This is a genomic window from Alteromonas sp. McT4-15 (assembly GCF_020515205.1).
GTDB lineage: Bacteria > Pseudomonadota > Gammaproteobacteria > Enterobacterales > Alteromonadaceae > Alteromonas.
This window is the reverse complement of sequence record NZ_JAJALG010000042.1, coordinates 1-14830: the sequence shown is the minus strand read 5'-3', so window position 1 is coordinate 14830 and position 14830 is coordinate 1. Positions and strand designations below refer to the sequence as shown.

Here is a 14830-nt window from a genome sequence, read left to right as displayed (position 1 = left end):
TATGAAATTAGCATCATTAGATATCACGTTTTTTGTGATATACGTCGTCGCGCTTATTGGTATTGCGTGGTGGGTATCACGTGAAAAGCAGGGTCACGAAAAAGATACCAACGATTACTTTCTTGCAGGCTCAAGCCTTCCTTGGTGGGCAATTGGTGCATCGCTTATCGCTGCAAATATTTCGGCAGAGCAAATTATTGGGATGTCCGGCTCGGGCTATCAATTAGGTCTTGCGATAGCGTCCTATGAATGGATGGCTGCCATTACATTGCTATTAGTTGGTAAGTTCTTTCTACCCATATTTCTTAAGCATAAAATTTACACCATGCCGCAATTTTTAGAGCAGCGGTATGATCATCGTGTAAGAAAAGTGATGGCCATTTTCTGGTTAGGCGTTTATGTATTCGTAAACTTAACTGCCGTATTGTGGTTAGGCGCCTTAGCCATAAATACTATTTCTGGCGTAGACATGATGTATGGCATGATGTTCTTGGGCTTATTCTCATTGGCTTATTCGCTATATGGTGGACTTAAAGCGGTCGCACTGACAGATATTATCCAAGTTGTGCTATTGGTGTTTGGCGGACTGTTTTTATCATACACGGCGCTTAATTTAATTAGTGATGGTAATGGAGCGCTGCAAGGTTTTGTCGACTTAACCAATAAATTACCTGAAAAGTTCGATATGATTTTGTCGAAAGACAATCCGCACTATATGGACTTACCTGGTATCTCGGTATTGATTGGTGGCATGTGGATCATGAACCTTTCCTATTGGGGCTTTAACCAATATATCATTCAACGGACATTGGCAGCCAAAAGTGTGCAAGAAGCACAGAAAGGTATTGCGTTTGCGGCATTCCTGAAGCTACTTATGCCACTTATCGTTGTGTTGCCAGGTATTGCAGCCGTGCTTATCGTACCTGACCTGCAAAAGCCTGACCAAGCCTATCCAAGTCTTATGACACTCATGCCAGTTGGCCTAAAAGGTATTATTTTCGCTGCGCTTGTTGCCGCAATTGTATCTTCACTCGCGTCAATGACTAACAGTGTCTCTACCATTTTTACTATGGATTTGTATAAAGATAAGCGTCCTAATGAATCGCAACAGCATTACGTGAAAGTAGGGCGAATTGTCAGTTTTGCGGCACTGGTTATTGCTATGGTGGTTGCGAAGCCACTGCTCGGTAACTTCGACCAGGCATTCCAATATATTCAAGAGTTTACAGGGTTCTTTACACCTGGCATCTGTGCTTTATTCGTATTGGGCATGTTTTGGAAGAAGACCACTGCAAATGGCGGTCTTTTGGCTGCACTGGGCTCATTTGTGCTAAGTATCGTGTTTAGAGAGTTTTGGCCAGAGTTGCCCTTTATCGACCGTGTAGGACTTGTTTTCTTGCTATGTGTAGGTTTAGCCGTGGTTGTCTCTTTGTTTGAGAAAAAAGGGGTAAGTGAAAACGCTGTTGACCTAAATGAAGTGCAGTTTAGTACCACTACTGGCTTTAATGTGGCGTCGCTTGCGGTTGTTCTGCTTACCGCAGCGTTCTATATTACGTGGTGGTAATGGTTAGCCACTAAGTAATATCTCAAAACAAGGCGAAAGTGCAGAAGACGCTTTCATAAAATGTTGTTAGCATTTAATAAGAAAGCCAGAGTCGGTGAAAAACTTCCAATTTTGTCGATAAAATACGATATACTAGCCGGCTAATACCGATGAACTTTCGCGCTTGTTGCAGTTGTGCTGCTTAGTACAGTAAGGCAATAAGCCATACACAAACGTTACAGGAGACATCAATGGCAACGAAAGGCGTTAATAAGGTTATTCTTGTTGGAAACCTTGGCAATGATCCTGAAGTTAGATACATGCCTAACGGAAACGCCGTTGCGAACTTAAGCCTTGCAACTAGCGAAAGCTGGAAAGATCAACAAGGTCAGGTTCAAGAGCGCACTGAGTGGCATCGCCTTACTATGTACCGTCGCTTAGCAGAAATTGCCGGAGAGTACCTGAAGAAGGGCTCACAAATTTACGTTGAAGGTAAATTGCAAACGCGTAAGTGGCAAGACCAACAAGGTCAAGATCGCTACACAACTGAAATCATCGTAGATCAAATGCAAATGCTAGGTGGTCGCGGTGGTGAAGGTGGCGGTGGTAATGGTGGTTACCAGCGTCCTCAAAACAATCAAGGCGGTTACAACCAAGCACCTGCACAAGGCGGCTATAATCAAGCGCCGCAGCAAGGTGGTGGCCAACAAGGCGGTTACAACTCAAACCAAGGTGGTGGTTATAATCAAGCGCCTCAAGGTGGTAACCAGTCTCAGCCTAAGACACCACCAATGGCAGAGCCAGACTTCGATTTTGATGACGATATTCCGTTCTAGTGAGTACGTATTTATAAAAAGTTAAATATATTTTATTAAAGCCCTGTTTTTACAGGGCTTTTTAATTTATTTGCTTGACAAAAATGTTAACTAAGATAAAATAGGATGCGTACGTATTTAAAAAGTTAAATAAGGGGCGGGATGAGTACCATTTCTTTCATTGTTTTTGAGGATGGTGAGCGATATCCAATGTTGGTTGATGAGGATGGTTTTCCTGATTTTTGGGTAACGCTATTTGTTACTGCAAAGCTCCGTCCGGGTCACAAAGCCTCGTCTATTGAAAATACTATGCGAGACATCTTGCATCTGAAATTGTGGGAGAAAATTGAGAATAGAAATTTAGTCGCTGAGTTCACCAATGGGCAAATCATTTCAGCTGATGATATTGAATTGATCCGCGATCATTGCCTGCTCAACACGCGTGATTTGAAAAAAGAATTGAAGTTCACACAAACACCAAATGTGGCTTCTATCTCAGCTTACTACCCTACAGCAAAGCGGAAAGCCCAAAGGGTATCATGGACTCACTACGGCAATCGCTTATCACATATCGCATCGTACCTAAGCTTTATCGGAGAAATCGCGCTTAAATCGCATAGAGAAGCTCGGAAACTAAGACCTGAACTCAAGAAAATGGATCGTTTGCTTCGTGCACAAAGAGATAAGGTGCAGCGTAAAAGTAGAGGTGCGAGCGCTTCTGATTTTAAAGCCCCGTCGCCAGAAATTTTTGTGAAATTTCTTAAAATGGTCGCAGAAGATAGCCCTGACAACCCCTACAAAAACCCCCTCATTCGCCAGCGTAATGCGCTTATGTTTGATGTACTCGATCGCACGGGCATTCGGTCTGGGGAGTTACTCGGATTACATATTGAGGATATCGATTTTAATCAGTTCACAATTACTGTTGAGAGAAGGCATGACTTAAAGTATGACCCGCGGTCCAGACAACCTGTGCAGAAGACAAATGGGCGCACGATGGGCCTCCATAGCGAACTTATTCAGCGGCTAAAAGATTACATTTTTTACGTGAGAGCCAGTATTCCAGGAGCGAACAAACATCCATTTGTCTTCGTTACACACAAAAAGGGTAAATATCAAGGGCGTCCCATATCAGATTCGTCTTTCAGAAACCGTATTTTGAAGCCAGCTACCGAAGCCTTCCCTGACATGTTTGACGAGGTCAGGCGGCATGGGTTTCGACACAACTTCAATTACCGGATATCAAAGCGTATCGATGCTCATAATGCGTGGGTTCGGGCAAATCCTAAGCAGGCGGAGAAAGAAGGCAAAGAGATTTATACCGAGAAACACTCGGAGCAAATCCTTATGGACCTCAATGGTTGGTCATCTGCATCATCAGCTGCACCTTACCAACTGCGTTATATCAAAGAAAAAGCAGAACAGTTCATGCGTGAGGATCAGGAAGAGCAGGCAAGAATACTCAGAAAAAGGAGAACGAGATGATAGATGTCCAAAATCAAAGTGGAGTTAATGCACCAGATAAACCGTCGTGGCGAAGGTCGAAGATGGGCTACGAGTTTGATTTTAATAGTGATCTTTGGCAATTAGATGGTTCGATAACTATCAACCTAAGACGTCTGAGGAAATTTGATCAAGCAACTATAAAAGGGTTAAGGAAAGCTCTCTGTAAGTATGCGGAGGAACTTTCTGCTGGTACAACCTTGACTGTGGTATCCAGACTCAACGCATATTGCAACGCGACAGGTGAAACAAGTATTACATTGAAAGGCCTGACCAATTGGAGAGGGAGTCTTGTAGGGGAACAGGAATCTCTTCTTGGGCACCTTAAGTCGTTCTTACTCTCATGGTATGACTGGGACTACCCAGGTATAGACAAAGCATGTGCAGACTATTTGGAATCACTTGTTTTAAAAGGGAATGTTAAAGGAAAGGCAGTAAAAGGTGCGTGTCCATTTTCCGGTCCATTGAGCTCGCAGGAGCAGGGGGCTGTCCTCGATTGGCTTGCGAATGCTTTTACGCAGAAAAGCATTACACTCGAACAGTACGCCTTCGTTTTAGCGCTCAGCTTTACCGGACGAAGGGCAGTACAATTGCGCAGTTGCAGAGCATGTGACATCAGCGCAAGAGAGGACAAAAAAGGTCGTGAATATACTTTAAATGTCCCGCGAGTTAAGCAAAAAGGTGTCGGGTTTAGAGAAACCTTCAGAGCAATAAGTATAGTTCCCGACCTCTATTTGGTCTTAATGAATCAATGCCAAAAATCGCAAGAATATGTCGAAAGGCAACTTCGTACAAAGCTTCCACAAAACATTAAACAGCAGATTCCTATTTTCATTGATAGAACTCGAATACGAGGCCTGAGGAGCGTGGAGGACTTAACCAACGAGTTGTCGAATCGAGCTGATTATTTGCATATGACAGCTTCATCGGCATTGGATGAGTTGGCGGACGTTGCACGACGATGCACCGCTCGTTCAGAACGAACCGGAGAGTTCATTCATCTCACATCAAGGCGTTTTCGCTACACCAAGGCGACGAATTTAGCGAAGCGAGGAATACAGGGTGTTGAATTAGCATTTGCTCTAGACCAAACAGATACCCAACATGTGTCTGTTTACACAGAGAATACCCCGGAAACCGCCGCAGTAATTGATAAGTTTATGGCTCCTGCATTGGCTCCACTGGCTCAGGCGTTTGCAGGTCAACTCATTGACTCTGAAAGAGATGCATTGCGTGCAAACGATCCTCACAGCAGAGTGAAAAACAATAGATCCCATAACGTCGGAAACTGCGGTACGCATGCGTTTTGCGCTTCGGGATATCGTGCCTGCTATACCTGTGTCAACTTTCAGCCTTGGCTCGATGCGCCGCATGAAGAAGTTCGAGATGAGGTTTTAGCTGAGCGTGAAAGACAACAAGAGATCGGTATATCCCAATCCGTGATCGAATCGTCAGATCGTTTATTACTTGCAGTGGAGCAGGTCATTCAGATGTGTCGGGAAGTGAAAGAGGCGGTAGGCAATGAGTAATGTTGTTTTCTTCGTACCTAAGAGCAAGGTTGATGCTGAGAGAAACTTAATTGATTTCATCGAGCACTGCAAAAACAATCTGGTTCTTTATGAGGACCAGGGCGGTTTCAAGTCAAACACTTGGCATTACGACTGCGGACGGCGAAAGCATGCTATGGTCTTTTCCAAATATGTGAAAAAACAAGACCCATACAACTTCGAACCGCTTAGTCAGCCGTTCATAGAATTTGCTAAAGCATATGTCCGCTATCGGCAAAGCGAAAAACAGGTCACGAGTGTTGGAGATAAGCTGGCTGTGTTACGTACTGTTCACGATGCTTTGATAGATATTTATGGAGTTGCAGATATTCTTAAAATAGATGGTGTTGTTCAGGATGAGGTTCGACATCTGTTTGATGCACGTTATCCAGGTTCAGCTAAGCTTTTTAGATTCGGAGGACATGCAGTTCAACTTTATGAATTTCTTGTCGAAAAAGCGATTGCTCCCGACTTACCTGAGTGGATCAATCCCTGGAAACGGCCAAAATCGAAGGCAGAAGGCACGGATAAGGCATCGAGAGAATGGCAAGATGAACGGTGTCCTTCTCAGCATCAAATGCTCGCGCTGGCCGACTGTTTTGCAAAGGCTGAAAGCAAACGGGAACGCTACTGGTCAAGCGTAATATCGCTTCTTATGTTCGCACCTGGTCGAGGGATGGAACTCCGTTATTTAACTATTCACAGCTTGCACGAAGAAGATGGGCGTCTCGGAGTAAGATGGTATGCACAAAAGGGTTATGATTATACGGTGAAGTGGGTTCCAGAGGTCATGGAAGACACAGTAAGGGAGGCCTTCGCAAGGCTTTTAGAAATATCTAAACCTGCTCGTGATGCAGCCAAGTTTTCCTATGATAACCCAGGTGTATTTCTGCAACATGAAGGTTGCATAACGCCTCCAGAGTTTGCGTCTGACAGACCCTTGAATGCAATACAGTTTGCACATGCAATGAATTTTGCTCCTGCGACAATCCAGCGCCTGAAAGACAAAACGAAAAAATACGACAGTATTACTGCATGGAATATGTTGGGTGCACATCAGGTTAAATGGATACAAGAAATAAGAAAGGCGGGCAATCCTACCTATGAGCAATTAGCTCAGTACGTTACTAACCGATATTCAACAGATGAATGGCCAAACATGCCTAAGACGGGCCGACCCGTTTGGGAATGCCTTTTGTTGATTAGGGATTATGAATTTCACGCAGAATTTGAGCCCAAAGGATTTAGCTGGGTACTACCAGATATAAATCAACTCAATGATCAATTGAAAGCTCGACCACTCAAAAACCCTATTCCAACAATATTCCAGCGCTTTGGTTTAAAAGATGAAGATGGGAGTGAGATTGGGCTTTCCTCGCATCAACTGCGCGTGTGGTTGTCGACTAACGCTGAGCGTGCGGGTATGGATTCTTGGAAGCTCGCACAGTGGGCTGGACGAAGTCGTATTGAAGATAATAAAAATTATGATCTTCGAACCAAAGAGGAACGACAGGCTCAGGCTAACGCACTCTTGGAGTTAGATACCAGGCCAACTGCTCTGGAGGCGGTGAAGATGAATATCCCCGTTGCCTATGTAGATCTTGGGCTGAATAAAGTTGGCGTTGCAGATGTAACCGAATGGGGTTTTTGTGTGCATGATTTTGCAATGTCACCATGCACCAAGGGCGGTGAATGCATGACTTGCAAGGAGCACGTGTGTATGAAAGGTATGCCAAAAACACTAGAGCGGATTAAGCTGCTTGAAGAACATATCGAGTCTCAGCTTAAGAAGGCTACAGAGGCGGTTGATCAGGAAGTATTTGGTGCTGATCGATGGGCATCGCATTTGGCATGGAAACTAGCTCATATCCGCACGCAAAGAGTTCGTATGGAATCAGAGGATACGCCAGAAGGAGCTTTGCTTTGGATACCGCCTGAACACGATCCGAGCCCTGTAGAACGTTCATTAGCCCAAAACGGATATAAGACAACAGCACCCAAGAATAATCTGGTAGATGGGCATGTCATATCTGGATTACTTGGAGCAAATGATGCCTAGAAAAATCGTCACAGAAAAGACTATGCCTGTCATTCTAAATGAACTCGATAAGTGGACAGGAAAGCTGGATTGGGAATCGTTTGCTAGCAGGATATCCAAAGTGCTGCAACAAGATATTAAGTGGCGAGGTTTGCATCGTTATCCTCCTATTGTCGAAGCGTTTAAAGCTAAAAAAGATCAGCTTAAGGAGGCGGAAAAACCCTCCAATGGAAAAGATGTAACCCTCGAAACAGCCCTCCAAGAAATCGAAACATTGACAGCCAAAAATCATCGGCTTGAACTACAAGTAAAACGCTATCAGGAACAGTTTGTCAGATGGCTGGAAAATTTAAGAAAGATGCCAGGCGTTGATTTGACAAAGCTAGACAATCAGTTGAACAAGCCCTTGCCCGAATTAAAGAGAAGTGAATGAAAGGTAAAAACGGTCAACAGGTCGCGCAGGAAAACATCCAAAAGGTTGAAAGATGGATACATGATCGAAATCAGCACAGAGACTGGCACGAATACGAATTTAATAACCGTATCAAAAGAAGTGCGCTTGCTCAGGAGTTAGATTTTGCCTATTCAGTTTGTTCACAGAACAAAGCGGTCAGAAAGCTACTAGAGGACGCTGAAGAGCTGTGGTTTGCTTCTAAGGTGATAGATAAGGCAGCACATGAAGCAGCTAGAGAAAGGGCTGAGAAGCGTTCTGGGAAGCTGTCATCTGATAATAGTGAGCTATTGCAACGTATAGCAGAGCTGGAGACTGAAAACCGCAAATTGCAACGAGATTTAAACGCGTACAAAGAAATGGAATCGTTGGTAGCGAATGGCATGCCGGGTTTCAAGCCATGAATACCGTCACTCATTTAAATCAGATATTTCAGGTAAAGAAGCGACGCCAGTTTGGCTATGCGACTGTCGATTTGATTAATCAGAATGGTTCCATACGGAAACGAGACAAAACGATTGTTGTGAGGTTTCCTAAAGGGGCGGTTGAAGCTGCGCAGGTTGGCTCACTTTGGCAGATCTCTGGAAAAGAGCGGTTATCGAGCTTTGTTGTGAATGACATTCATGTAACCGAGTACAATGTTGATGCGGACGAAATCAAATATTTGAGGCCATCCGGACAAATTCTAGCGCGTTGGATTAGCAGCAATATTAAAGGAGTTGGCAGTGTAATTGCCAACAGGCTCGTTAGGTTGAAAGACCTGAATACATTGGTCAAGACTAGAAACCGCGAGGCTTTACTTTCGGTTGCGGGAATGTCTAAAGATCGCGTTGAAGCACTTTTTGACAAATGGCCAGACGATGGACTGTACGAAACCATCGAGTGGTTGGAAAGCCATTCTTTACCGCTGGATTTGGGGAATAAACTGGTCAACATCTTTGGCGCATTAGCAATCGATAGAATCAAAGAACATCCCTTTTTTCTCATGGCGATGGGCGTATCCTTCAACAAAACAATGGAAATTTGCCAAATGTTAGGGTTGGATATGGATGACCAGACTGTTCAATCAGGCGTAGCCCAACACGTAGCTGTTACCTATTCTTCTCGCACCAAGTCAACACTTATTGAACAACAAACTTTGGTTGATGAAAGTAGCAAAGTTCTCGGGATCCAGGCACCTAACAACATTGGAAACGTTGCGGTTGATAATCGCCTACTTGTATCTGTGGGGGGCGCGTATCAGGTATGGGGAACTGCTTTAATGGAGGCTTCTGTAGCCAAATTTCTATTTGATGCGCATACAAGGCTACCTGGTACTCTGGCCCTATTGGCCGGATGGGAGAAGTACTTAACAAGAGAGTCAGTTGCATCGGCTTTGCATGAGCATCAGTTAACACTGGGTTTTAAATTAACAAAGGAGCAGACCGAGGCAATTATCGGCGCTGTGATGTCTCCAGTGGCCTCAATCTCCGGGGGAGCGGGAACAGGCAAGACAACAATTCTCAACGCTATCTGTGCAGTGTACGAGTGTTTGTCTGAGGGGCTTGAGTATTTTCAGGTGGCCTTGTCTGGTCGTGCTGCGCAGCGTATGTCTGAAAGCACGGGGAGACCCGCTCAAACAATAGCGAAATTTATTTCCGAACATGTTGGAGAAGGCAAACCTGAGTTACCCCCTCACCTTCTGCTAGTAATAGACGAAGCGTCTATGGTTGATTTGCTATCCATGTATAAATTAATAGGGATACTGCCACAGGCAACACGCATTCTATTTGTAGGCGACACGTCTCAGCTACCACCAGTTGGTGGTGGGTTGGTTTTTCATGCTTTGGCTGGCACCAATATACCAATGTTCAATCTGACTCAGGTTAAGAGACAAAGTGACCAGAGCCCTATCTACCATTTTGCTTTGTCAGTTCGAAACAATTGTCTGACTATGCCACCTCCAACCCGCCAGACTTTAGGTGAAAGCGCAGCCTGTTCAATTGATCAAAGCGCTAACATAGAACGAATCATACAGTTATGGCGTGAAGCCGGAGGGATTGAGAATTGTATTGTCCTGTCTCCAGTTCGCAAAGGTGCGCTGGGAGTAGTTAATTTAAATAAAGCCATCCAGACGCATTTAGGCTCTGAACGTCCCGCGCTAAATTATAAAGATCCTCAAAAAGGGTGGATTCCTTGGATAACGTCTGACGGCGTATCGTTACTGGAAGGGGATGCCGTTCTGGTGACTGCAAACAACTATGATGACAATGCTGATGTACGCAATGGGGACTTAGGAATTCTCTCGGAAGTATATAGTCAAGTTGGAAGTGACGGTGCCCTGGGAATTCTTAAAATCGGTGATCAGGAAATACCCATTACCTTTGAGCTACTAGAGAAGCTGTCTTTAGGCTATGCGATAACGGTCCACAAAAGCCAAGGCTCTCAGTGGCCAACATGCTTGGTAGTCATTCCACATGAAGCGAGACAGATGCTTGATCAAACGTTGTTATACACTGCCTGCACAAGACCAAGCGATCGACTGGTAATATTGGGAAGTTCAGATGCAATTGATGCGGCAATGAGAAAAGGTTCCTTGGCACTCAAAAGAAGAACATTTCTTAAAGAGCGACTATTGAGTTTGCAGGAAAATTTCTGATAGGTACACAATTATGCCCGCTAGTTAAATTCATTGGTAATAGGAAGCCGCAACAAGTTAATCACTAGGAGAAGTCACCAGTATTCAATCGTTCAATCAAACCAAGGACTGCCTCGCTTCCTGCATTACTTTGCATAAGGTTTATGGGATATTGGCCTGCTAATGGACGTTTTGGTTGCTTCAACCACCTTATAGCTATGTCCTCACGCTTGTTGAAATGATGTAAAAGCATTGACCATATTTTACAGAGCATAAAAATTGCCTCATTTTGGCGACTACTGAGCTGGAGATCAGAAATCGAAGAAAGTTGTTGAGGCCCGGTTAGTACAACCTCAGAGATAAGGTTCTCCGGGATGACCTTATTCAATGCAATTACATGGTTGGAAGAAAGCGTTGACTGACACGCGAGCGCCAACTCAAGCTCATTTGGCTCGAAATCTGGGTTATCAAGGACTCTTTGGCACATGGTTTCAATGTCCGTCATATCTCTCGCAACTCACCTTTCGTTGATATAATTTAGCCACAAAATATTGGCTACGATACAAAGTATACGAAAACCTCCCACTTGATCACATGGAGTAGCACAAATATTAATCATTTGTGGTTTTATAACAATATTGTCGTGATAAGGCTCAGTGTTATGGCAGTTAAGTGATTAAAACGGTGTAATAAAACTACATTATTTGTTTTGCATGTGATCAAGTGGGAGGTTTTTTAGAAATTCAATTTCTCGCTTCGCCTAGGTTCAAAAATTTTATTTTTTTCTGTACTAAAAATACCTATACGGTAGGATGCTAATAATATCAAACACTTTGTTATCTATAGAAAAAATAGACATCTCTTCACATTACAGGGAATAGTTACATGGCGATAGTAACCGCTCTTACACAGGGTTTAACTCCAAACAATGACCATGAGTTTGAGGTCAACAAACTTTTAGCTCTTCCTTGGGCGAGCCAATTTTTCATTAGTGTTGCGTTTGTAAAAGAGACTGGTATTGCAAAAATTGCAGCAGCTCTGCAAGAAAAAAATGACGTTAGTCAAATATTCGTTGGCATATGCAACGGAATAACCTCTAAACAGGCATTAGCAAAGCTACTATCCATTGGAGTGCAGCCTTACGTCGTTGATATGGGAACTCAAAGCAGTATTTTTCACCCCAAACTTTATGGAGCGATCGGAGATCAGAAAGCCACTTTTATAGTTGGCAGTGCAAATTTAACTGCGAGCGGACTTGGTGATAACGTCGAGGTCAGCTCGAAAATAGAATTAGACTTATCTGACAAAAGCGATAGCGAGTTTGCGTCTGATCTGGTTACTCCCTTTCAAAATTTGATTGGGCAATTTCCTCAAAACGTGTTCCAAGTCACCGATGACGCCTTGATAGATGATTTGTTTAATGACGGAAGGTTGGAAGATGAGAATATTAAGAGAAGTGCGTCTGTAAGCGGCAGTAAATCGCCAAGTGGGAAGTCAGTAGCAATCCCTGCTTTACCCCTCCATCGTAGGAAGCCCCCTAGCTTGCCAAAACCCGCTCCAGTTCAAGTAGCTCCAAGTCCTGCACAAAGTTCTGCTATAACCCCAGCATCTGGCTTGGTTTGGTCAAGCAAGGAATTGACCGAAAGGGACTTATGTATCCCCACTGGAGGCAAAACGAATCCAACCGGATCAATGATTCTCAAGAAAGGGCTTTTAGAAGGAATAGATCAACGTCACTATTTCAAAAATAATGTTTTTGTTGGGCTCAATTGGAGCCCTGATCCTTCACCGAGCAAAAGACATCTTTTGCGGGCAACAGCTAATTTTGAAATAGTTATCAATGGTATCTCCAATGGTAACTTCGATTTACGGTTAACGCACAATTCGAAAACAAACACGAAAACGTATGCTCAGAAAAATGCAATGACTCAAATTCACTGGGGTGAAGCTAAACCTATTGTTGCCAAACGAGGTCTGCTAGGCAAGCATATGTCGCTCTATCACTTGGGCGGGAACAGATTCCAGATCGAAATCACATAAGGGTATTCCGGGGGCGAGTAAAGCCCCTTCACCTTTCTACTTTCTTTGTCTTCTATCTCGGAACCAAGACCATATTTGAACAAGTTTATCTACCTCTTGTTCTGACAAGCCAATGTGATGCAAAACACGAAAGCCATTCCTTCGAAGAACCTCATCCATCGGCAATGTTCTTATTTCCTCATCTAATAGTTCTAGCTGTGTGTCGACCTCGTAAGGAATTGGCAGCCACAATTTTTCGATTTCAGAAGGCACCAACTCTAGAACACCGCCACCGTAATATCTCCCATTTAACTCAGCAGAAATAGCAGTAATTGGGTTCATAAAACAATACACAAGAGTTTCAGGATCAACGTTGCCTAAAGGCCTTATTCTATAAGCCGTATCGGTAGTGTATGCATTTATCTGATTGGAGATTAATCGAGGCGCATCGTGGCAACGCTTGAGCATGCCAATAGCGGTTGCATAAACAGATGGAACTTTGTACCAAGGCTTACGTATTCGACATTTGTAGCGTTTGTGCAAATCTTCTCGCTCTCCCATTGCAACGTACTGCCTAACGTTGTCAGGGTAGGTCTCAAGCTCTTCTTCAAGTAGTAAAAAGTTTGTAGGATTACCAGATTCACGGTTAGATTGATGTTGTCTCTCATCGTAAAGGACACCTTTACAGTGCTCACTGCGACCGAACATAGGATGCACGTATTGTTCAAGTGCATGTTGCTCGACAGTATCGTCATCGATGAGGAAAAACTTGTTCGCGCCTGTGACGATGCCAACGTCTACGGTGGCGATTTCATTGAAAATGTGTACATCATTGTGCCGACACACGTCGTTGTAAAATGCCAGATCCTGCGGAGAAAACAAAGCCTTAGTCCATTTCCCAGCAACAGTCTCTCCATTAATCCCAACAGCGTTATGAAATAGCTGGTCAGGATCGATTTCTAAAAAATCAAAACCTCTAACGCTCTCGATAGCAACGCCTTGAGTTGGTTCATGAAAATCCATTTTCTTCTCAGCCATAATAATCACTGCACCTTGAAGAGTACCTTCGAACCAAATTTCTTGTGGATCAATTATGACAACTTTACTGCATTCTGTGCCGAGGTAAGTACGTAGCGACTGAGCGTGCAAGACATGAACTATTTCGGATGGAATAACCATACCTAGTCGACCACCTGGACGCAATAAAGAGATGGACGACAAAATGAAAGGTACCCAAGCATTGGTATGCTTTGTGAATTTCAATCCAAGTGTTTGAAATACTCGTTCTGTATTCAATTGAAACGCTTTTTCAAGGAATTGGTATCTTATGAATGGAGGATTACCGACGACACCATCGAACGGGTTGTCACGCTCTATTAATGCGATGTTTGCCCAATCAAGGAAGTCACCTTCGTTCACGACAAAATCTTCGAGACCTGCATCAGAGCCTCGAACTCTAGCTTTCTCTGCCTCTACGTCAAACAACTCATATGCTGTGACTCGAACATCGAGTTGCTGCGTCACATCTGCAATACTTTGAAGGAAAATGCCGTCTCCACAACTTGGTTCAAGAATGTGTTGCGGATTAACAGAACAGACCCAACTTGTAACGTAGTCTGCTAATGGTTTTGGTGTATAGTAGCCGCCTCTGAGCTTTTGAGTTGTCTGATCCGATTTGAACTTCATTACTTATCTCCATTCATATTATCAAGCTCGGCTTTAAGTCGCTCTCTGACGTAAGAAGTAGAGGATTCTGTAAACCAATCTTTCAGTGTCTTTTGCTCCAGTGCGAGCACAGCATAAAGCTTCCGCTTTAAATCGGGATCTATTTCAAGGACTACTCTTCCTGAATCACCTTTAGCCACGAAGTACTCTCGATACAAAATTACTTAAGTTACTTATATCACATAGATGATGTGAAGCATATAAATAATTGATGTCATGTATATGCTATAGGTAACATAGGTGCTGTTTTGAGCTTGCCAAAACAATCATGGAATTTATTCGTAAGATTTGTTGCGGCTTTGAGAAGAGTTGAGTAATGTAGAGGCTGGATTGCGAAAATGTTACTTAAGAGTCCATTTCATATGATTTAGGGGCTATAAGTAACATTATTAATGGTGATTGTAACAATAAAAAATTGTAAAGCTTCTATAGGCCCTTTATTGCTTGGCTTAATTCATTCACTCACTCACTCATCTAATAAGATATGTACTAATTTCCCTTTTAACCAAAGACAAAAATAAGAATGTTGAAAAATTCTCTATAAAGCCGCTAATAAGCGGCTTTTTTAGTTT

Annotated in this window: 12 protein-coding genes; 9 read left to right on the top strand and 3 right to left on the bottom strand. The window is 43.4% G+C overall.

What is annotated here, in order from left to right:
- The first annotated feature begins 1 nt into the window (after nt 1).
- The 8 genes from LHL20_RS18735 (at nt 2) to LHL20_RS18700 (ending at nt 10535) form a co-directional block, all read left to right on the top strand.
- On the top strand, nt 2-1564 hold the full coding sequence (locus tag LHL20_RS18735; RefSeq protein ID WP_226434381.1) for a sodium/sugar symporter: 1563 nt from the start codon (nt 2-4) through the stop codon (nt 1562-1564).
- Nucleotides 1565-1794: 230 nt separating this feature from the next.
- Nucleotides 1795-2379 (top strand): single-stranded DNA-binding protein, encoded by a 585-nt coding sequence (locus LHL20_RS18730; protein ID WP_202263219.1) that lies wholly within the window; start codon nt 1795-1797, stop codon nt 2377-2379.
- A gap of 141 nt (nt 2380-2520) precedes the next feature.
- Nucleotides 2521-3843: a site-specific integrase gene (locus tag LHL20_RS18725; RefSeq protein ID WP_226434380.1), complete on the top strand. Its 1323-nt coding sequence runs from the start codon at nt 2521-2523 to the stop codon at nt 3841-3843.
- Nucleotides 3840-5390 carry a site-specific integrase gene (locus tag LHL20_RS18720; RefSeq protein ID WP_319003252.1) on the top strand — a complete coding sequence of 517 codons (1551 nt, stop codon included), beginning with the start codon at nt 3840-3842 and terminating at the stop codon, nt 5388-5390. Before LHL20_RS18725 ends, LHL20_RS18720 begins: the two co-directional genes overlap by 4 nt.
- Complete coding sequence (locus tag LHL20_RS18715; RefSeq protein ID WP_226434379.1) at nt 5383-7467, top strand: hypothetical protein; 2085 nt, start codon at nt 5383-5385, stop codon at nt 7465-7467. The genes LHL20_RS18720 and LHL20_RS18715 overlap by 8 nt, the downstream gene beginning before the upstream one ends.
- On the top strand, nt 7457-7879 hold the full coding sequence (locus LHL20_RS18710) for a hypothetical protein (protein WP_226434378.1): 423 nt from the start codon (nt 7457-7459) through the stop codon (nt 7877-7879). The genes LHL20_RS18715 and LHL20_RS18710 overlap by 11 nt, the downstream gene beginning before the upstream one ends.
- Entirely contained in the window at nt 7876-8301 is a 426-nt protein-coding gene (locus LHL20_RS18705; protein WP_226434377.1) for a hypothetical protein, read from the top strand. The genes LHL20_RS18710 and LHL20_RS18705 overlap by 4 nt, the downstream gene beginning before the upstream one ends.
- Complete coding sequence (locus LHL20_RS18700; RefSeq protein ID WP_226434376.1) at nt 8298-10535, top strand: AAA family ATPase; 2238 nt, start codon at nt 8298-8300, stop codon at nt 10533-10535. The genes LHL20_RS18705 and LHL20_RS18700 overlap by 4 nt, the downstream gene beginning before the upstream one ends.
- A gap of 64 nt (nt 10536-10599) precedes the next feature.
- On the opposite strand, the gene LHL20_RS18695 is transcribed toward LHL20_RS18700, so the two are convergent.
- A complete protein-coding gene (locus LHL20_RS18695) occupies nt 10600-11019 on the bottom strand; it encodes an antitoxin Xre/MbcA/ParS toxin-binding domain-containing protein (RefSeq protein WP_226434375.1) in 420 nt (139 codons plus the stop codon).
- A gap of 380 nt (nt 11020-11399) precedes the next feature.
- Here LHL20_RS18695 and LHL20_RS18690 point away from each other — a divergent pair, with 380 nt between their 5' ends.
- Nucleotides 11400-12554, top strand: coding sequence for a phospholipase D-like domain-containing protein (locus LHL20_RS18690; RefSeq protein ID WP_226434374.1), 1155 nt, complete (start codon nt 11400-11402; stop codon nt 12552-12554).
- Nucleotides 12555-12590: 36 nt separating this feature from the next.
- On the opposite strand, the gene LHL20_RS18685 is transcribed toward LHL20_RS18690, so the two are convergent.
- Both LHL20_RS18685 and LHL20_RS18680 read right to left on the bottom strand, forming a co-directional pair.
- Complete coding sequence (locus LHL20_RS18685; RefSeq protein ID WP_226434373.1) at nt 12591-14219, bottom strand: Eco57I restriction-modification methylase domain-containing protein; 1629 nt, start codon at nt 14217-14219, stop codon at nt 12591-12593.
- The gene (locus tag LHL20_RS18680; RefSeq protein WP_226434372.1) at nt 14219-14398 is read right to left on the bottom strand and encodes a hypothetical protein; all 180 of its coding nucleotides are present in this window, start codon (nt 14396-14398) and stop codon (nt 14219-14221) included. The genes LHL20_RS18685 and LHL20_RS18680 overlap by 1 nt, the downstream gene beginning before the upstream one ends.
- Between the last annotated feature and the right edge of the window lie 432 nt (nt 14399-14830).